General features: G+C 42.5%; 19 protein-coding genes and 1 tRNA gene. 14 read left to right on the top strand and 6 right to left on the bottom strand.

From position 1 onward, the window contains the following. Positions 1 to 42 precede the first annotated feature (42 nt). The 5 genes from rodA to J3U64_RS00650 are packed head-to-tail and all read right to left on the bottom strand — an operon-like array spanning position 43 to position 5,646. Positions 43 to 1,149 (bottom strand): rod shape-determining protein RodA, encoded by a 1,107-nt coding sequence (gene rodA, locus J3U64_RS00630; protein WP_100140622.1) that lies wholly within the window; start codon positions 1,147 to 1,149, stop codon positions 43 to 45. An 11-nt stretch (positions 1,150 to 1,160) separates the two neighbouring features. Then, positions 1,161 to 3,200, bottom strand: coding sequence for a penicillin-binding protein 2 (gene mrdA / locus J3U64_RS00635; RefSeq protein ID WP_267407957.1), 2,040 nt, complete (start codon positions 3,198 to 3,200; stop codon positions 1,161 to 1,163). Further along, positions 3,197 to 3,694 carry a rod shape-determining protein MreD gene (mreD, locus tag J3U64_RS00640; RefSeq protein ID WP_100140624.1) on the bottom strand — a complete coding sequence of 166 codons (498 nt, stop codon included), beginning with the start codon at positions 3,692 to 3,694 and terminating at the stop codon, positions 3,197 to 3,199. The genes mrdA and mreD overlap by 4 nt, the downstream gene beginning before the upstream one ends. Next, on the bottom strand, positions 3,687 to 4,577 hold the full coding sequence (gene mreC, locus J3U64_RS00645) for a rod shape-determining protein MreC (protein ID WP_100152611.1): 891 nt from the start codon (positions 4,575 to 4,577) through the stop codon (positions 3,687 to 3,689). Before mreC ends, mreD begins: the two co-directional genes overlap by 8 nt. Before the next feature lie 31 nt (positions 4,578 to 4,608). After that, on the bottom strand, positions 4,609 to 5,646 hold the full coding sequence (locus J3U64_RS00650; protein ID WP_037405504.1) for a rod shape-determining protein: 1,038 nt from the start codon (positions 5,644 to 5,646) through the stop codon (positions 4,609 to 4,611). 190 nt (positions 5,647 to 5,836) lie between these two features. Between J3U64_RS00650 and gatC the strand changes: the two genes are divergently transcribed. The 14 genes from gatC to J3U64_RS00720 all read left to right on the top strand — a co-directional run bounded on the left by gatC (position 5,837) and on the right by J3U64_RS00720 (position 18,499). Further along, positions 5,837 to 6,124, top strand: coding sequence for an Asp-tRNA(Asn)/Glu-tRNA(Gln) amidotransferase subunit GatC (gene gatC, locus J3U64_RS00655; protein WP_267407958.1), 288 nt, complete (start codon positions 5,837 to 5,839; stop codon positions 6,122 to 6,124). Between the two features lie 90 nt (positions 6,125 to 6,214). Continuing rightward, the gene (gene gatA / locus J3U64_RS00660) at positions 6,215 to 7,672 is read left to right on the top strand and encodes an Asp-tRNA(Asn)/Glu-tRNA(Gln) amidotransferase subunit GatA (protein WP_267407959.1); all 1,458 of its coding nucleotides are present in this window, start codon (positions 6,215 to 6,217) and stop codon (positions 7,670 to 7,672) included. Positions 7,673 to 7,687: 15 nt separating this feature from the next. Continuing rightward, positions 7,688 to 9,130, top strand: a complete 1,443-nt coding sequence (gene gatB, locus J3U64_RS00665; RefSeq protein ID WP_267407960.1) for an Asp-tRNA(Asn)/Glu-tRNA(Gln) amidotransferase subunit GatB — start codon at positions 7,688 to 7,690, stop codon at positions 9,128 to 9,130. A 16-nt stretch (positions 9,131 to 9,146) separates the two neighbouring features. Next, positions 9,147 to 9,632, top strand: coding sequence for an LPS assembly lipoprotein LptE (gene lptE, locus J3U64_RS00670; RefSeq protein WP_100157000.1), 486 nt, complete (start codon positions 9,147 to 9,149; stop codon positions 9,630 to 9,632). After that, positions 9,629 to 10,612, top strand: coding sequence for a DNA polymerase III subunit delta (gene holA, locus J3U64_RS00675; protein WP_267407961.1), 984 nt, complete (start codon positions 9,629 to 9,631; stop codon positions 10,610 to 10,612). Before lptE ends, holA begins: the two co-directional genes overlap by 4 nt. A 49-nt stretch (positions 10,613 to 10,661) precedes the next feature. Beyond that, positions 10,662 to 11,096: a type II toxin-antitoxin system RatA family toxin gene (locus tag J3U64_RS00680; RefSeq protein ID WP_100140631.1), complete on the top strand. Its 435-nt coding sequence runs from the start codon at positions 10,662 to 10,664 to the stop codon at positions 11,094 to 11,096. Continuing rightward, the gene (locus J3U64_RS00685) at positions 11,086 to 11,370 is read left to right on the top strand and encodes an RnfH family protein (protein ID WP_267390352.1); all 285 of its coding nucleotides are present in this window, start codon (positions 11,086 to 11,088) and stop codon (positions 11,368 to 11,370) included. The genes J3U64_RS00680 and J3U64_RS00685 overlap by 11 nt, the downstream gene beginning before the upstream one ends. A 55-nt stretch (positions 11,371 to 11,425) precedes the next feature. After that, positions 11,426 to 12,001, top strand: coding sequence for an aminoacyl-tRNA hydrolase (pth, locus tag J3U64_RS00690; RefSeq protein ID WP_267407962.1), 576 nt, complete (start codon positions 11,426 to 11,428; stop codon positions 11,999 to 12,001). Between the two features lie 18 nt (positions 12,002 to 12,019). Beyond that, positions 12,020 to 13,498 (top strand): 4-hydroxy-3-polyprenylbenzoate decarboxylase, encoded by a 1,479-nt coding sequence (gene ubiD, locus J3U64_RS00695; protein ID WP_267407963.1) that lies wholly within the window; start codon positions 12,020 to 12,022, stop codon positions 13,496 to 13,498. A 61-nt stretch (positions 13,499 to 13,559) separates the two neighbouring features. After that, a complete protein-coding gene (locus J3U64_RS00700) occupies positions 13,560 to 15,203 on the top strand; it encodes a phospholipase D family protein (RefSeq protein ID WP_267407964.1) in 1,644 nt (547 codons plus the stop codon). A gap of 57 nt (positions 15,204 to 15,260) precedes the next feature. Continuing rightward, positions 15,261 to 15,830: an aminodeoxychorismate/anthranilate synthase component II gene (locus J3U64_RS00705; RefSeq protein ID WP_267407965.1), complete on the top strand. Its 570-nt coding sequence runs from the start codon at positions 15,261 to 15,263 to the stop codon at positions 15,828 to 15,830. 46 nt (positions 15,831 to 15,876) lie between these two features. Beyond that, complete coding sequence (trpD, locus tag J3U64_RS00710; protein WP_100152601.1) at positions 15,877 to 16,920, top strand: anthranilate phosphoribosyltransferase; 1,044 nt, start codon at positions 15,877 to 15,879, stop codon at positions 16,918 to 16,920. 91 nt (positions 16,921 to 17,011) lie between these two features. Then, the gene (gene serS / locus J3U64_RS00715) at positions 17,012 to 18,319 is read left to right on the top strand and encodes a serine--tRNA ligase (RefSeq protein ID WP_267407966.1); all 1,308 of its coding nucleotides are present in this window, start codon (positions 17,012 to 17,014) and stop codon (positions 18,317 to 18,319) included. A gap of 104 nt (positions 18,320 to 18,423) precedes the next feature. Beyond that, positions 18,424 to 18,499, top strand: a tRNA-Lys gene (locus J3U64_RS00720). Here J3U64_RS00720 and J3U64_RS09970 read toward each other — a convergent pair. Continuing rightward, entirely contained in the window at positions 18,458 to 18,799 is a 342-nt protein-coding gene (locus tag J3U64_RS09970) for a tyrosine-type recombinase/integrase (RefSeq protein ID WP_416384976.1), read from the bottom strand. The genes J3U64_RS00720 and J3U64_RS09970 overlap by 42 nt on opposite strands. Positions 18,800 to 19,215 lie beyond the last annotated feature (416 nt).

Consider the following 19,215-nt stretch of genomic DNA (forward strand, 5'->3'; position numbering starts at 1 on the left):
TTTTTTCACAATACCTATCAGTATAAATTATTCGAGCTGAAGTCAGCTTTTACGTTGATTACTAATACCCATTAGCATCGCCAGTATCACCATTACTGATAAAGTAGCAGTACCACCATAGCTTACCAATGGCAAAGGCACTCCCACCACTGGCAGAATACCACTAACCATGCCCATATTAACGAATGCATAGCAAAATAATGTCATAGTCAGTGCACCAGCTAAAGTACGGCAATACAAAGTAGGTGCTTTAAGCGTAATATATAAACCGCGCACCAAAATAAATGTATATACACTCACTAGCAGAATATTGCCAATCAGACCAAACTCTTCTCCAAAAACTGCAAAAATAAAGTCAGTAGTGGATTCAGGAATATAATCAAGATGTGTCTGAGTTCCTTCGAGCCAACCTTTTCCCCAGATTCCTCCTGATCCAATAGCCGTCATCGATTGCAGGATATGATAACCAGCACCAAGACGATCTTTAGTAGGGTCAAGCAAAGTCAGAACCCTCATACGCTGATAATCATGCATCCCATAATTCCAAATTATAGGCAGCATAGCCACAAACCCGATAATCGCAGTAATAATAACTTTCCACGGTAAACCAGCAAAAAATATAACAAACAAGCCGGAGGCCATAATCAAAGTGGCAGTACCTAAATCAGGCTGTTTCAAAATCAGTGCTACAGGGATAAATATCAGCACAAAGGCAATAATATAGTGATACCAGCGAATATTACTTTCATTTTTCTGGAAATACCATGCAATCAGCATTGGTACAGCAATTTTCATGATTTCTGAGGGCTGGATTCGTCCTATCCCAATATTTAGCCAGCGAGTAGAACCATTTACTGTGATACCAGCAAAATGCACACCCACCAAAAGTAATATACCTAAACCATAAAGGGGTAACGCAAAATTACTTAATATCTGCGGTGGAGTTCGTGCAATCAGCCATAATAAAATAAAACTAAGAATAGTATGCAGGGTTTTATTTTCCAGCTGGCCAAAATCTTGTCCATCTGCCGAGTAAAGTAGAAATAAACTCATGACATAGATTATCAACATAGCATAAAACAGCCACACATCCATCGGTGCCCAGAGCTTATACCAGATACGTTTCAACCATTGCTTCTCATTAATCATATTTATTCATCTCACAAGCCTGACTGTGGACGATAGGCACGCAGTAATGGTGGCAAAGCAGCCTGATTATGCTCATCATGCTGTTGCGCATCCATCATGGCATTATTGGATAAATCATTTACCGGCAAATCAGAAGCATTGCTGGCCACACCTGCGCTAGGAAGATTTTTGAGTTTCAACAGATAAAAATCGGCCAGCTGTCGAGCCAATGGTGCAGCCGTAGCTCCCCAGCCATTATTTTCAAGAATTACAGCTATAGCTATCTGAGGTTTGTCAGCCGGTGCAAAAGCAATAAACCAAGCATGGTCACGTAACTGCATTTTTAGTGCTGCAGCGTTATAACGAGCACCTTGTTTAATCTGTACCACTTGTGCCGTCCCCGTTTTACCTCCCATGGTATAACCCAGACCAGAGCCGATTGCAGCAGCAGTCCCACCCGGCTTCAATACTTTTTGCATTGCGTCCTTCACATATTCAAAATTGCTGCGTTTAAATGGCACAGTTCTGACAGGCTGAGGATCAATCAATGTCATTTTTTGGGAATTATGGTCGAGTAAAGCCTGAACCAGATGAGGACGATAAACAATGCCATCATTACTCAAAATAGCAGTAGCAAAAGCCATTTGTAATGGTGTATACGCATTGTAACCCTGTCCAATGGCCATACTGACACTATCGGCCGGTTGCCACACCCGTGCCTGTGGCTTATAACGAGCAAATCTTTTCTCTTTCCATGCACGAGTTGGCAACACACCTGCATATTCATGATTAATATCAATACCGGTCTGTTTACCAAGATTAAATTCGGCCAGATAGGGCGACATACGGTCAACACCCATTTCGTAGCCCAGCCGGTAAAAGAATGTATCCGATGATACCTGAATAGCCTTACTCAGATTAGCAGAACCATGTCCACCTCGTGCCGCATCTCGAAACTGATGCGTAGAGCCAGGAATACTCCATACACCTGGAGCAGGCAAGACGGTGTTCTGATTTAGTTTGCCACTTTCAAGTGCAGCCATAGCCAAAAAGGGTTTGAAAGTAGAACCGGGTGGATACATCCCTTGTGTAGCTCGGTTCAATAATGGATGGCGCCAATCTTCATTCAAACTTTTCCAGGTTTCCGTGTCTATTCCATCAATAAACAAATTAGGGTTGTAGCTTGGTTTGGATACCATTGCTAGAATGGCTCCGGTCTGCGGATTTATCGCCACCAACGCACCTCGTTTATTGCTCATCAGCCGGTCGGCTTCCTGCTGTACACGGATATCCAGTCCTAGCCTCAACGTTTGCCCTGGAATGGCTGGTACGGTTTTTATTGTCCGAACAATATGACCCTGAGCATCTTTTTCAACTTCACGATATCCAGGCACACCGTGCAGCTGGCGCTCATAATATTCTTCCAGCCCCATTTTGCCGATATGTGTGCTGCCACGGTAGAGGTTAGTAAGATTAGCCTTATCCAGCGCCGCCATATCACGGTCACTAATACGGCCGATATAACCAACAATATGTGCCAGTAACTCACCATACGGGTAATCCCGAAAAGTCCGGGCATTTATTTCCACACCCGAAAACCGATATAGTTCAGCTGCAAGGCGGCTGGCTTCTTCCATGGTGAGCTTCAGTTTTAGAGGGACTTTATCGTAAGACCGGTAATCAGCGCGAAATTTAGCAAAACGTTTCAAATCACTGGGTGTGATGTCTACATAAGCGCGTAAAGCATTAATAGTATCATCAATTTTTCCCGGCACCTGATTAGGGATAATCTCCAGCGAATATGCGGGATAATTATGGGCTAGCACTACACCATTAACATCTACAATTTCACCGCGTACCGGTGGCGTAGGAATCAGAGAAATACGATTATTGGTAGCCGCAATAACATAATCATCATATTTGATAACCTGTAAATAAACAAAGCGTGCAATTAACAGGCAAAAACAAATAATAATTAACATAAATGCTACTGCAATCCGTAATCCCAGATCACCATACTGAGCCGGTTTGGACGGACGTTTTTTTTTGGTTCGAAATTGCAGTGCTTTCATAGACGTCTAGAGTAGGCGAGATAAAGCATGAATTTAGATAACAGAGGCCAGAGCAAAGCACTGATAAAGGGTGAAACAAAAAGATTCCAGCCTGTAAACTGATGCGTAGAAAAAAAATGAACAATTACCAAAATTAGTGTCATCAGCATCAAGCTACCAAAAATGGTTAGTGCCTGAAACCCATATGAGTAACCAAGCATCTGGTGCCGGTTTTGCTCAATTACATACACCGCAGCAATCAAAGCAAGTGCATGCTGACCAAATGGTGTACCCTGACCAACATCCACAATCAGACCAAGTATAAAAGCCATGCCAATACCAACATTCTGCGGCCGGTGTAAGCTCCAGTACAAAGTCATCATTGCCGTACAGGCTGGCAGCCAACCGGCTAGTGGCTGGGGAATAGGAATTAAATCTAGAAATAATGCAGCCACAAGACTCAAAACAATAAGCCGTTTTCGGGTATGGCGGTGCAGGCTGTCTACTTCAGTCATGATTGGCGGATGTTGGGTTAGTCACTGCTACATCAGCAGAATAATGAGCTGTCTGCCCATGCTTTTGGGGAATAACCAGCACAAATGTGCTGCTACGCATTTGTGCCACCGGCTCAATCTGAGCACGATAATAGGGCGAACCATTACCACTTTGCGCTTTTGTGACGGTAGCAACTGGTATGCCTGCTGGATAAACACTATCCATTCCAGACGTTACCAGCAAATCATTGGGTAATAAACTGGCATTAGCCGGAAAATAACGCAAGTCCAAACTACCAGAGCGACCATAAACCAATGTACGAACTCCAGTGCGCATAACCATAGTCGGAATCACTGCATTAGTACTGGTTATCAGCATAACCTCCGAGCTTAAAGGCTGAACTGCAGTAATCTGTCCGATTAGGCCATGCTCATCACTTACTGCATCTCCCATGCGAATCTGATGATGGCTACCTTTATTAATAATAAACCTATCAGCAAGCGGATTACTGTCATTTGATACAATCTGCGCTACCTGCGCCTGTGGCAAAGCTGCTTTTTGCACCTGATTCAGCTGATTCAGATTAAGCACAGACTTTAACTCTACTGCGTGCTGACTGAGCTGCAATTTTAATTGTGCATTCTGAGCCTTCAATAATCTGTTTTCATTGCTCAGATTTTGCTGCTTCTCAAGAAAAACCATACCATTGGAAACAGCGTTAACCGGCTGCATCGCTAGCCACTGAAACGGGTACAAAGCCGTAGCAATATAATTGCGGCTTATTTTAACCACATCATATCGGTTATCAAGCAAAAGCAACACTACCGAAACCAGTGACAGAACAACCAGTTTACTGGTACTGCGCAGACCATTGTGAACAAAATTTAGTGAAGGCTCTGCCATTATCAATTACATTGAACAAAAATTACGGCATTTAAGGATTAGATACAAATACAGAATTCATCTTACCAATCATATCTAGCGCATGGCCAGAACCACGGGCAACACAGGTAAGAGGATCCTCTGCAATCATAACTGGCAGACCGGTTTCTTCTGATAGCAAACGGTCAAGCCCTTTCAACAAAGCACCGCCGCCAGTTAATACCAGACCACGATCTGCAATATCTGCACCTAATTCTGGAGGTGTCTGTTCCAGAGCATTTTTAACAGCCTGCACAATTTGATTTAAAGGTTCTGTCAGCGCTTCTAGCACTTCATTAGAACTAATTGTAAAGGCGCGCGGAATACCTTCAGCAAGATTGCGTCCTTTAACTTCAATTTCTTTAACTTCCATCCCGGGGAAAGCAGAACCGATATTTTTCTTAATTTCCTCAGCAGTTGATTCACCAATCAACATGCCATAATTGCGGCGCACATAATTGATAATGGCATCATCAAACGCATCACCACCCACACGGATAGAGTGGGAATACACCACGCCGGATAACGAAATTACCCCCACTTCAGTAGTGCCACCGCCAATATCCACCACCATGGACCCTGTTGGTTCTTCGATCGGCAAACCGGCACCAATCGCTGCAGCCATCGGTTCTTCAATCAGGTTTACGATAGATGCACCCGCTGCCAGAGCAGAATCACGAATAGCCTTGCGCTCAACCTGAGTAGAACCGCAAGGTACACAGATTACGATACGCGGAGCAGTAAAGCGGCTATTGTTCACTTTTTTTATAAACTGCTTCAGCATCTTTTCAGTAACATTAAAGTCAGCAATCACACCATCTTTCATCGGTCTGATTGCTTGAATGCTACCCGGTGTGCGGCCCAGCATTTTTTTCGCCGCCGTTCCCACAGCCAGCATGCCGTTTTTGGCATTTATCGTATCGTTCTGTACCGCCACCACAGATGGCTCGTTCAATACTATGCCTTTATTTTTAATAAAAATCAGAGTGTTAGCTGTACCAAGATCAATAGCCAGATCATTGGATAAATATTTGGTAAAAAAGCGAAACATGGGGCTGTCCTAATGAACTTTAAAATTATCAGTATGGCAAAAGCAGTTGTTTGACACATTAACCAAAGCAAATCAATGCGCCATAGAATAGGGATTTCGGTTATAATTCCTGACTATGTAAAAACCGAATCAGAACGCGCAATGATACCTCAGTTTGCTCGTTTTGCTAAATCAAATTTAAGGATTTTTGATGGCTTTAACACTAAGTGATGTAGATAAGCTCGCACGCCTCTCTCGCTTGAGTCTTTCAGAAACTGAGCGAAATAATATGCTGGCAGAACTTAATCATGTATTCGAACTGGTCGAAAAAATGCAGGAAGTCGATACAAACGAAGTTGAACCGATGGCACATCCTCATGAACTCGCATTACGTTTACGCAATGACATCGTGACTGAAACTGATCAGCATCAGGCTATACAATCTTGTGCACCTTTGGTTGGCAAAGATATGTACCTTGTACCTAAAGTAATCGAATAAGTTCAGATTTGACAATTAAGCCATATCTTTAATTTTTGAAATTATCACAGACAGCTTCTTATCACACTGTTTGAACATTATCTGACCACCATGCCCAAAAACTACACATTGAAACAATGCAGTGATTTACTGCAAAGCAAACAGGCTTCAGCAAGCGAGTTGGCACAGGAATACCTAGCAGCCATTGCAGCGGATAATCCCAGCCTGAATGCCTATATTACGCTGGATAAAGAACGTACTCTTACAGAGGCCAAAGTTGCCGATGACCGTTTGGCACAAGGTTCAGCCAGTGTATTGACAGGTGTACCCATAGCCTACAAAGATATTTTTTGCCAGCAAGGCTGGCGCAGCGCGTGTGCCAGCAAAATGCTGGATAATTTTACCGCCCCCTATACCGCCACTGTAGTACAGAATTTGCTGGATGCAGGTATGGTCACACTGGGTCGAACCAATATGGATGAGTTTGCCATGGGTTCAACTACTGAGACCTCACATTATGGCATTACCAAAAACCCTTGGCAGCATGATCATGTTCCTGGTGGTTCCTCCGGTGGTTCTGCCGCTGCTGTTGCGGCGCGACTGGCACCAGCAGCATTAGGTTCAGATACTGGTGGTTCTATCCGTCAACCGGCAGCTCATTGCGGCATCACTGGTCTGAAACCTACTTATGGTGTCATCAGCCGCTTTGGCATGGTGGCTTATGCTTCCAGTTTTGATCAGGCCGGCCCAATGGCACAAACCGCTGAAGACTGCGCTTTGCTACTAAACAGCATGGCCGGTTTTGATGAACGGGATTCCACCAGTATAGAGCGTGATAAGGAAGACTACACTCGAGATTTAAACCGTCCGCTTCAGGGTTTAAAAATAGGGCTGCCACGAGAATTTTTTGGAGAGGGGCTTGATTCACAAGTACATTCATCCATTGAGGAAGTTTTAAATATACTGAAAAAACAAGGGGCAGAAATTATTGATGTCTCTTTGCCGCATACTGAATTATCCATTCCGGCTTATTACGTTTTGGCATCAGCAGAGGCCAGTACCAATTTATCTCGGTATGATGGTGTTCGTTACGGATACCGAGCAAAAGAATTCAGCAATTTAGATGAAATGTACAGTAAAAGCCGTGCTGAAGGCTTTGGTGATGAAGTAAAACGGCGCATCATGATTGGTACCTATGTATTATCGCATGGTTACTATGATGCCTATTATCTTAAAGCACAAAAACTACGTCGTATGGTTGCCAACGACTTTCAAGCTGTACTTAATCAATGCGATATTATCTTGGCTCCGGTAGCACCTACTGCTGCACCGAAACTAAGCAGCCACAGTAACGATCCAGTGCAAATGTATCTTTCTGATATATACACTGTCTCACTTAACTTAGCTGGATTGCCGGGCATCGCCTTGCCCGCCGGTCAAACCACCAGTGGACTGCCTGTGGGAGTACAGCTCATCGGTAACTATTTCGCCGAAAGCCGCCTGCTTGGAATTGCACATCAAATACAGCAACATAGTGACTGGCATACCAGAACACCATTTGCACAATAACAGCCAGTATACGAATTGAAAGAAAACAGAATGAATTGGGAAACTGTAATCGGTCTGGAAATCCATGTTCAGCTAAATACACAATCCAAAATTTTTAGTGGTTCTTCTACTGCTTTTGGTGCAGCGCCGAATGTTCAGGCAAATGTAGTAGATTGTGCCTTGCCCGGCGCCTTACCAGTAATGAATCGCGAAGTAGTAAATAAAGCCATCAAGCTTGGTTTGGCATTGAATGCCACGATCAACAGGAAAAATGTATTTGACCGGAAAAACTATTTTTACCCTGATTTACCAAAAGGTTATCAGATCAGTCAGTTAGATTTACCAATAGTAGAGCATGGGCAGCTGGAAATCGTAGTAGGTGATGAAGTTAAAACCATCAACGTAACCAGAGCGCATATGGAAGAAGATGCTGGCAAATCTGTACATGATGAATTCGAACACTATACCGGCATTGATTTAAATCGTGCCGGTACACCTTTGCTAGAGGTAGTTTCCGAACCTGAAATGCGTTCCGCTGCCGATGCCGTTGCCTATGCTAGAGCAATGCATAGCTTAGTTACATGGCTAGATATTTGTGATGGCAATATGGCAGAAGGTTCATTTCGTATTGATGCCAATGTATCAGTACGCCCTAAAGGACAGGCTGAATTCGGAACACGTTGTGAAATTAAAAATCTGAATTCTTTTCGCTTTCTGGAGCAGGCCATCAATTACGAAGTTGAACGGCAAATCGAATTGATTGAAGACGGAGGCAAAGTTATACAGCAGACTCGCCTGTTTGACCCCAATAAGGGGGAAACACGTGCAATGCGCAGCAAAGAAGATGCTCATGATTACCGTTACTTTCCAGATCCAGACTTATTGCCGGTTGTAATTACAGATACAATGCTGGAAGCGGCCAAAGCCTCTATGCCTGAGCTACCAAAAGAAATGGCTGCACGCTTCATAGAGCAATATGGCATTTCTGACTATGATGCACGCTTATTAACCAGCAACCATATTCAGGCCAGCTGGTTTGAACAGGCTGCAAAAATAGGAGGGCATGGCAAACTTGTAGCCAACTGGATGCTTGGAGAACTTGCGGCTGCACTTAATAAAGCCGGAATTGACATCTCAGCCAGCCCTATCAGTGCCGAGCGTCTAGCTGGACTGACTAACCGGATTGCAGATAATACCTTAAGTAACAAATTAGCTAAGCAGGTTTTTGAAACCATGTGGGACAGTAATCTGTCTGCTGATGCCATTATTGAGCGTGATGGCCTGAAACAAATGACAGATATCGGCGCTATAGAACAAATCATCGATGAAGTGCTTGCTAAGAATCAGAAATCTGTTGAAGAATTTAAATCAGGTAAAGAAAAAGCATTCAACGCTTTAGTAGGTCAAGTAATGAAAGCTTCACGCGGCAAAGCCAACCCGCAGCAGGTGCAAACTTTATTACGCAGCAAACTGGCTTAAGCGTAAAGGATTAGATATGAAAAAATGGCTGGTACTGACTATCTTATTTGCATTGTCCGGCTGTGGCTTTCATCTGAAAGGCACATCCGCATTTGATACACCTTTGCCCTATCACAGCTGGAAAATAGATGGTGGTAGTATGCAACGGGCATTAGAAGTAGTATTACGGCGTCAGCCAGATGTTGTTGTTGATACCGAACAGCCAGATGTGGTCGTAAAAGTAATTGCTGCTACTCAGGATTCAACTACATCTTCTGTAGACTTGTCCGGTGGAGCCAGTGAATATTTGTTATCACTGAACGTTACGGTACAAGCTTATCGCCACGACCAGCCATTAGGAGATCCGATTCAAGTAACTGTAAATCGTTATATGGATTATTCTGATCATGAAGTGCTGGCAAAAGAAAACGAGCAAAACATGATTTGGCATGACATGCGTACCGATGCAGCAGAACAAATAGTGCGGCGTTTGGCTTTTCTTCCCGTCAATACCACAGAATGAGTGAAATATCTATCCATCCTCTGGCCGCAGCATATCTGATTCATGGTGAAGAAGATTTATTGCGGCTAGAGGCTATAGACAAGATTAGAACCGGCGCACGTGAGCAGCAATATTCTGAGCGTGAAGTCGTCATAATTGAATCCGGCTTTGATTGGTCATCTCTATTGGCTTCAGTACAATCTGTAGGTTTATTTGCTGATAAAAAACTATTGGAAATACATTTGCCATCTGGCAAACCTGGCAAAGAAGGTGCGGCAATACTACAGCAACTTGCTGAGCATCTACCGGAAAGCACTTGTCTGATGCTGATATTGCCTAAACTGGAACGTACACAAATACAGAGTAAATGGTTTACGAGCTGGGCTAAAGTCGCTCAAGTCTTTGAAGCCAAAGCAGTTAGCCAGACAGCTTTACCTCAATGGATAAAAAAACGCCTAGCTGAAGAAAAGCTTAGCATCGACAACGATGCTTTAGCACTATTTGCCGAAAAAGTGGAAGGTAATCTTCTAGCTGCAAAACAGGAAATTGACAAAATTGCACTCATCCATCCTGCTGGTCATATTGTTACACTGGCTGAAGCACAAGCCGCAGTGGCAAACGTGGCGCGATTTGATGTATTTCAGCTATCAGCTGCATGGATGAGTGGCAATTCCGAAAGGATGGTACGACTGCTTGATGGACTGGCAGCAGAGAGCAATGAACCAGTATTACTTTTATGGGTAATCAGTGAAGACATCCGTACCTTATTACGCTTACTGGCAGCACAAAAACAAAGAAAACCCCTCAGCGAATTACGCCAAAGCCTGCGCTTATGGGGAGAAAAACAGACTCTGGCTCCGGTGGCAGCCAAACGCATTGGTGTAAAACGTTTACTAGGCGCTTTGCAGACATGTGCGCACATCGACAGACAAATCAAAGGTGTGGAAGAGGGTGATGCATGGTCTGAAGTTAAGCACCTGTTTCTAACTTTGACAGCTTGATTACCATGCAAACTAATTTTCTTCCATATCGCAATAAATGTGACAAAAAATGAAAACAGTTGAAAAAAGCGTTTTAGTACTTCATAGTGCTGAGCACATATTTGATCTAGTCAATAACGTTGAAGATTATCCTCAGTTTTTGCCATGGTGTAATCGAACAGAAATTTTAAAAAGAGATGAACATTCACTTGAAGCAGTGTTGCATATGGATTACATGAAAATACGCCAATCCTTTGCTACCCGGAATATCAATCACAGACCTCACAAAATACAAATGAGTTTGCTTAACGGCCCGTTTCGCCGGCTAGAAGGTTTCTGGCAGTTTACCCCTATCGATAATTTAGGCTGTAAGATTGATTTTCGCTTGGAATATGAATTTTCTAGTGCCGTACTTTCAGCACTAATTGGACCTGTTTTCAACCATATAGCTACTACACTAGTAGATGCATTTATTCAGGAAGCCGACAGACGCTATGATGACTGATATTATGGTTGAAGCCGTGTACGCAACATCTGAATGTCAGCATCTATGGCAAGGTAAAGTCGCAGCGGGAACCACAGCACGTCAGGCATTATTGGAATCAGATCTGCCACAACAATTTCCACAAATTGATTTTCGTACAGCCCCTATAGGTGTATTTGGCAAAAAAATTAAAGATGATTACATCCTGTGCAACTGGGATCGCATAGAAGTTTACCAGCCATTACTTATCGACCCAAAAGAAAATAGACGTCGTAAAGCACAACAAAAAAAGTAATCCGTATTTTCTTGTATTTAATTATCTTACTTGCAAAACATTCTAAGGAAAATCTATGTCCCAAATACGGCTCATAGTAGGTCTGGGCAATCCGGGCACAGAGTATGAACATACACGTCACAACATCGGTTTTGATTTTGTCGATGAACTGGCCAGATTATGGAAAACCAGTTTCAGAGAAGAAAAAAAATTTTTTGGACAAATCGCACGAGTTAATCAGGCTAATAGAGAAATCTGGCTATTAAAGCCATTTACATACATGAATAAATCAGGCACTTCTGTTCTGGCGCTGGCAAAATTTTATAAAATTACACCTGCAGAAATTTTAGTAGTTCATGATGAGCTTGACATACCTTGCGGACGGGTAAGATTCAAACAAGGTGGTAGCAATGGTGGTCACAACGGCTTAAAAGATATTCAGGCGTGGCTTGGCAGCCCAGATTTTTATCGCTTACGCCTTGGCATCGGCCATCCCGGCGACCGTAACCTCGTTGTCAGCTATGTATTGCATAAACCACAAGCCCAAGAACAAAACTTAATCAATGAAGCAATTCAAAAGTCACTGACAGCTATGCCTTTACTACTTGAAGGCGAATACAGTAGCGTACAACAACGATTACACAGTAAATGAATTTTGAAAGTTAAAGTAATGAAATACCGTGATTTACGAGAATTCATTGCCATGCTCGAGCAGCAGCAGCTATTAAAACGGGTTCAGATCCCTGTATCACCCTACTTGGAAATAACCGAAATAGCAGATCGGGTATTACACAAACAAGGTCCGGCTTTGCTGTTTGAAAAAACATTCAGTCAGTCAGGAAAACCATATAATTTTCCGGTTTTAGCCAATTTGTTTGGCACAGCAGAGCGAGTGGCCATGGGTATGGGCGCAGAAAGTACTGCTCAATTAAGAGAGATAGGCAAAACTCTAGCTTATTTGAAAGAGCCTGAACCGCCCAAAGGTATCAAAGATGCCTTTGCCAAACTTCCTTTACTCAAAGATTTATGGAGTATGGCGCCACATATCACAAAAAAAGCACTCTGTCAGGAAATCATTTTTGAAGGAGATGCCGTCGATTTAACGCAGCTTCCTATTCAGAAATGCTGGCCAGAAGATGCAGCGCCACTCATAACATGGGGATTAACCGTCACCCGCGGACCGGACAAGAAACGTCAGAATCTTGGTATTTACCGACAGCAATTAATGGGAAGAAACAAACTCATTATGCGCTGGCTAGCACACCGTGGTGGAGCACTTGATTTTCAGGCATTTAAACAAAAATATCCTCATAAGCCTTATCCTGTATCAGTTGTACTTGGCTGTGATCCGGCCACCATACTGGGAGCAGTTACTCCCGTACCAGACAGCTTGAGCGAATATCAGTTTGCCGGATTATTAAGAGGTTCACGTACCGAACTAGTAAAATGTATTGGTAACGATTTACATGTACCAGCCAGAGCAGAAATTGTGCTTGAAGGCGTGATACAGCCAGATGAAATAGCGCTGGAAGGCCCATATGGAGATCACACGGGTTATTACAATGAACAGGATTATTTTCCAGTTTTCACCGTAGAACGCATCACTATGCGTGAAAATGCAATCTACCACAGCACCTACACTGGCAAACCGCCAGATGAGCCAGCTGTTTTAGGCGTTGCCTTAAATGAAGTATTTATTCCTCTATTACAAAAGCAGTTTCCTGAAATAATTGATTTTTATCTTCCTCCCGAAGGATGCTCTTATCGTATGGCTATTGTCAGCATGAAAAAACAATATGCTGGACATGCCAAAAGGGTCATGATGGGATGTTGGAGCTATTTGCGGCAATTTATGTATACCAAATACATAATTGTTGTGGATGATGATATCAACATACGTGACTGGAAAGAAGTCATTTGGGCTATTACCACTCGCATGGATCCCGTACGGGACACAACACTAATCGATCATACACCAATTGATTATCTCGATTTTGCCAGCCCCATCAGTGGCCTAGGAGGTAAGATGGGATTGGATGCCACCAATAAATGGCAAGGAGAAACCAACCGTGAGTGGGGCAAAGTAATACGTAAAGATGCAACAACCATAGCCAAAATCGATTCCATATGGCAAGATTTAGGTTTATAAATTGCTATTGGCTCCATGCAGTTTAAAAAATTTAGCAGCATAATCAACATATGGTATGCACATGAATAGTAAGATATTTAATCAAATCTGTACTATCTGTTTCAAACTGTGCACACTTTTTATATTAACTGCCTGTCAGACATTACCGTCACTTCAGGGACGAACAACAGAAACTCATGTTGCAGCCGATATCCCAACTTCATTAGCTTATGCAAATGCTTCTCTTGTTAGCCAGCATCCGGGATTTTCGGGTATATACCCACTTGATGATGGCCATGAAGCCTTTGCAGCACGTGTTGCCTTGATACGTGCAGCTGAGAAAAGTTTGGATGTTCAGTATTACATATGGCGCAATGACACATCTGGGCAGCTATTATTCCATGAACTTGTCTTAGCTGCTCAGCGAGGGGTACATGTCCGTCTACTGTTGGACGACAATAACACTGTAGGGCTGGATAAAGTTCTCACGGCTCTTAATCACGAGCCTAATATCGAAATCCGGTTATTTAACCCCTTTATCCATCGGCACTGGCGCGCGTTAAGTTACATTACCGACTTTGCGCGATTAAACCGACGCATGCACAACAAATCCATCACTGCAGATAATCAGGCTACCATTCTTGGTGGGCGTAATATCGGTGATGAGTATTTCGATATGGGAAAAGGTACGTTGTTTGTTGACTTGGATATTCTCGCCATAGGTCCTATCGTCAATCAGGTATCTAATAATTTCGATCGCTATTGGAACAGTGCATCTGCATATGATTTTAGCAGCATAGTTCACAGACGCAACAAACTTCAACCTAGTATGACAGTATTTAAGCGGCGTAGTTTCAACCGTTTGCGTGCAGATAGCTACGACAATGCCTATAATCGTGACAATTTTGTCAATCGCTTACTAGATGGCTCACTTGATTACCAGTGGGCACATTTAATTTTAGTAAGTGACAATCCAGAAAAAGCATTACCTAAAAGTAAACAGGAAACAGCTAAGCAAAATATCGAGACAGGTCTTGTAATTGCTTCAGATACAAAAGATACCAATCATCAACCTGTCATAAAATATGAAAAAGCCAGTTTAACTCTGAATGCACTTGCCGCATCAGTTGTTGAACCACAAAAAGATTTACTGGTTATAACTCCTTATTTTGTACCAACTCAAACAGGTCTAGAATATCTGCAAAAGCTCAGAAAAGAAGGGGTAAAAATCAGAATTCTTACCAACTCACTGGCTGCAACAGATGTACCAGTAGTTCATTCCGGCTATTCCCGCTACCGTATTCCTTTATTAAAAGAAGGTGTTGAAATATACGAACTGAAAAATCAGGGTTTTATCAAAGGTCACCGAGACAGGGCATTTACAGGTAATTCTGAATCCAGTCTTCATGCCAAAACATTTACTATAGATGGACAACAGCTTTATATCGGTTCCCTGAACTTTGACCCACGTTCCGCCAGACTCAACACCGAAATGGGTGTTGTTATTCAATCACCCGAAATGGCACAATATATGAATCAGGCCATCAATGAGGCATTACCAGACGTGACTTATCAAGTAAAACTCTCACCTGAGGGAAAACTAGAATGGTTGAAAAATAACGACAAAAATCAAATCAGGGTTTATCATCATGACCCAGATACCAGTGTGTGGAAGCGAGCTTGGGTAAAAATACTATCATGGCTACCATTAGAAAGCTTGCTTTAAAACCTTAACTAAAATTATCTAATATCGACCAACACCCAACAATACAAGGTAGAGCTAATGCTGCTATTTATCGACAATTACGATAGTTTCACCTACAACATCGTGCAATACCTTGGTCAGCTAGGCGAAACAATAACCGTTAAAAACAATGATGAAATAACTCTGAAAGATATAGAATCCTTAGCTCCAAATAAAATTGTCATTGGCCCAGGTCCCTGTACACCCAAAGAGGCAGGAATATCAGTAGCCACTATCCAGCATTTTGGCGGCAAAATCCCTATTCTGGGTATTTGTCTTGGGCATCAGGCCATTGGCTTTGCTTATGGAGGCAATATAGTCCGTGCCAAAAAAGTAATGCATGGTAAAATTTCTCCTGTTTATCATCACAACAATTCATTGTTCACTGGCCTGCCTAATCCAGTAAATTGCACCCGTTACCATAGTCTGGTTATAGAAAAAGACACTTTACCAGACAGTCTTGAAATCACCGCATGGACAGATGATAACGAAATTATGGGTATCAGACACCGCTCCCTTAGAATAGAAGGGGTACAGTTTCATCCTGAAGGCTTACTCACAGAATATGGCCATCAGATGTTACAAAATTTTTTAGAGCAACATTCATAACCATAATCACATCTGCAAAACGAAATCTACTTCAGAAAGAATAAATATGATTACGCCGCAACAGGCTCTAAACCGTCTACTGGACAATAACGAATTATTTTACGATGAAATGACCGACTTAATGCGCCAGATTATGAATGGGGAAGTGGCGCCAGAAATCATAGCTGCCATACTAATTGGTTTACGTATCAAAGTAGAAAGCGTATCTGAAATTGCCGCCGCAGCAACAGTCATGCGTGAATTTTCCACTAAAGTACCCGTACAACATCGGGATCATTTGGTAGATATCGTAGGTACCGGAGGCGACAATGCTCATACTTTCAATATTTCAACTACCAGTATGTTCGTCGTAGCCGCTGCAGGTGCCAAAGTTGCCAAGCATGGTGGGCGTTCAGTATCCTCTTCAAGTGGTTCTGCCGATATTATCGAAGCCATGGGTGCGGCTCTCGAACTAACGCCCGAACATGTAGGCGAATGTATTGATCAGCTAGGTGTCGGATTTATGTATGCTCCCAATCACCACAACAGCATGCGTTATGTTGCTCCGGTACGCCGAGCGCTTGGCGTACGTACCGTATTTAACATCTTAGGGCCATTAACCAATCCGGCAGAAGCATCAAATCAGGTTTTAGGTGTATTCCACATAGATTTAGTGGGTATATTATCACGTGTACTGAAACAGCTAGGCAGCAAACATGTGCTTGTGGTTCATGGCAGCGATGGCCTAGATGAAATTACGCTCACTGGTACAACCCGCGTAGCCGAATTGAAAAACGGTACTATCATGGAATATGATATTCATCCAGCACAATTCGACATGCCGGTTATCGAAGACCTGAAACCCCTTAAAGTAGCCAACAGCGAAGAATCATTGCATATCATGAACGCTGTATTAAACGGAGAAAAAGGACCTTGTCGTGATATCGTCGTTTTGAATGCGGCTGCCGCCATTTATGCATCCGATATCACTACATCATTGGAAGAAGCAGTGGATTTAGCAATTACTGCCATTGATTCTGGCAAAGCCAAAACCAAACAGACCGAATTTATTCAGAAAACACAACAATTAGCTGCCATACAGAAAACTTAACATGCAGTAAGCTTGCAGATGTTCAACCTGCGTCACTGCAATTAATCGTTTACAATAAACGCTACAAACCGTCAACAAACACATTAATATCATGTTAGACATTCAAATACTCCGACAAGACATAGACACAGTTGCCCGAAAATTACAAACCCGTGGTTTCCAGCTGGATATTGCAGCATTCACCCAACTAGAACAGCAACGCAAACAATTGCAGATTCGTACTGAAGAACTGCAAGCTAAACGCAATAGCCTGTCCAAACAGATTGGCGCCTTGAAAAGCCAGGGTAAACATGATGAAGCCAACGAAGTGATGGCCGAAGTAGGCAAAATTAAAACAGAGCTCGAACAGACTGATCAGAATTATCAAAATATACAAAGCCAGATAGATAATTTAATCCTAACCATACCCAACCTTCCTCATGACGATGTACCAATAGGAAAAAACGAAACCGAAAACGTAGAAATCAGACGTGTTGGTACACCACGGCAATTCGATTTTCAGATCAAAGACCATGTCGATCTCGGCGAACCACTAGGCTTAGACTTTAAAACAGCTTCAGAACTTTCTGGTGCCCGTTTTGCATTAATGCGAGGTCCGATAGCACGACTACACAGAGCATTAGCACAATTTATGCTTGATACTCATACACAAAAGCATGGATATGTTGAGCATTACACCCCTTATATAGTTAATCCCGAAATACTCGTAGGTACAGGACAGCTCCCTAAATTTGCTGAAGACATGTATAAAGTTTCTTGCGGCGGAGAAGAAAACAATCAGGAACAATATCTGATTTCTACCGCGGAAATCACCCTTACCAATACCGTACGTGAACGCATTCTGAGTAAGGAAGAATTACCGAAGAAATTAACCGCACATTCACCGTGCTTCCGCTCCGAAGCCGGGTCATACGGTAAAGACACACGCGGACTGATACGACAGCACCAGTTTGATAAAGTAGAAATGGTACAGATTCAGCATCCTGAAAATTCCTATGCCGCACTTGAAGAAATGGTTGGTCATGCAGAAAAAATACTTCAGCTTCTGGAATTACCCTATCGAGTAATCGTATTATGTACAGGAGACATGGGCTTCAGTGCAGCCAAAACATACGATCTAGAAGTGTGGGTACCTGCACAGAATACCTATCGTGAGATTTCCAGTTGTTCAAACTGTGAAGATTTTCAGGCACGACGTATGCAAGCGCGCTTCAAAGATAGCGAGGGTAAAAACCAGCTAGTGCATACATTAAACGGTTCCGGTTTAGCAGTCGGCCGCACATTAGTAGCTGTGTTAGAAAATCATCAGAATGAAGATGGTAGTATCAACATTCCAGTCGCTTTACAACCGTATCTAGGGGGACAAAGCATATTAAAAGCACAAACAGATACTTTATAAATCATTGAATTTGAATAATTCTATCAAAATTTAAAGGACAATATAACTGATCCACTGTATATATTGTCCTTTAATGTAAAGACGAGTATAATTACCTCGTTGTTGGGTCGTTAGCTCAGTTGGTAGAGCAGTGGACTCTTAATCCATTTGTCCAGGGTTCGATCCCCTGACGACCCACCATTTATCTTCCATTTCTTTCAACATCTTACGCATCATCTCTACTGTAACAACTTCCTCCTCTGATTTATTTGCTGTGACAAATTTTTGGTAATCACTTGTCATAATGTTGTCAATCTTCATTGCATGTTTAACTAAATGCTCTGGAGCCAAATGCGCATACTTTTGTACCATCTCCAAAGATTGCCAGCCTCCCATTTCTTTTAAAGCATACAGTGATACTCCATTCTGTACTAACCAGCTAGCCCAGGTATCGCGTAAATCATGCCAATGAGAGTCTTTCTCAATTCCGGCTTTATCCAGAGCTTCTTTCTATAGCTTGCAATTTAAAGACTTAATCGGTTGATAGCGCGAATGCAAAAAAACATATTTCTCATACTTTCCCAGTTGTCTGGCCAGAACATTGATAACTGTATCATTTAATGGTATCACCAATGGCTTACCTGACTTCATATTCTCAGGATAATATTCACATGTGCGCTTCTGGAAATCTATCTGTTGTCATCTTAAATCGAAGACATTTGCCTGCCTAAGACCAGTTTCCAGATCACACTCTGCCATGTCTGCCATATTAAGGTATTAAACAACTCAATAACTTTCTGGCATCCTTTGGCCACAACCATTTCACTCGGTGTTTAAGTTCCTGTATTTTATCAAAACGTGTAATTTCTCCTTGTAAAGCAAGTAATTCAAATCATCCTCCAGCCTTGAGAAGCTAA

The organism is Snodgrassella sp. B3800, assembly GCF_026535865.1.
GTDB lineage: Bacteria > Pseudomonadota > Gammaproteobacteria > Burkholderiales > Neisseriaceae > Snodgrassella > Snodgrassella alvi_E.

Bases quoted from the DNA above. Each gene is read 5' to 3' on its own strand.
- holA (WP_267407961.1), top strand. From the start codon at position 9,629: ATGAGTGAAATATCTATCCATCCTCTGGCCGCAGCATATCTGATTCAT.
- gatC (WP_267407958.1), top strand. From the start codon at position 5,837: ATGGCTTTAACACTAAGTGATGTAGATAAGCTCGCACGCCTCTCTCGC.
- lptE (WP_100157000.1), top strand. From the start codon at position 9,147: ATGAAAAAATGGCTGGTACTGACTATCTTATTTGCATTGTCCGGCTGT.
- mreD (WP_100140624.1), bottom strand. From the start codon at position 3,694: ATGACTGAAGTAGACAGCCTGCACCGCCATACCCGAAAACGGCTTATT.
- pth (WP_267407962.1), top strand. From the start codon at position 11,426: ATGTCCCAAATACGGCTCATAGTAGGTCTGGGCAATCCGGGCACAGAG.
- gatA (WP_267407959.1), top strand. From the start codon at position 6,215: ATGCCCAAAAACTACACATTGAAACAATGCAGTGATTTACTGCAAAGC.
- J3U64_RS00700 (WP_267407964.1), top strand. From the start codon at position 13,560: ATGAATAGTAAGATATTTAATCAAATCTGTACTATCTGTTTCAAACTG.
- J3U64_RS00685 (WP_267390352.1), top strand. From the start codon at position 11,086: ATGATGACTGATATTATGGTTGAAGCCGTGTACGCAACATCTGAATGT.
- J3U64_RS00705 (WP_267407965.1), top strand. From the start codon at position 15,261: ATGCTGCTATTTATCGACAATTACGATAGTTTCACCTACAACATCGTG.
- trpD (WP_100152601.1), top strand. From the start codon at position 15,877: ATGATTACGCCGCAACAGGCTCTAAACCGTCTACTGGACAATAACGAA.
- mreC (WP_100152611.1), bottom strand. From the start codon at position 4,577: ATGGCAGAGCCTTCACTAAATTTTGTTCACAATGGTCTGCGCAGTACC.
- rodA (WP_100140622.1), bottom strand. From the start codon at position 1,149: ATGATTAATGAGAAGCAATGGTTGAAACGTATCTGGTATAAGCTCTGG.
- serS (WP_267407966.1), top strand. From the start codon at position 17,012: ATGTTAGACATTCAAATACTCCGACAAGACATAGACACAGTTGCCCGA.
- J3U64_RS00650 (WP_037405504.1), bottom strand. From the start codon at position 5,646: ATGTTTCGCTTTTTTACCAAATATTTATCCAATGATCTGGCTATTGAT.
- mrdA (WP_267407957.1), bottom strand. From the start codon at position 3,200: ATGAAAGCACTGCAATTTCGAACCAAAAAAAAACGTCCGTCCAAACCG.
- J3U64_RS00680 (WP_100140631.1), top strand. From the start codon at position 10,662: ATGAAAACAGTTGAAAAAAGCGTTTTAGTACTTCATAGTGCTGAGCAC.
- ubiD (WP_267407963.1), top strand. From the start codon at position 12,020: ATGAAATACCGTGATTTACGAGAATTCATTGCCATGCTCGAGCAGCAG.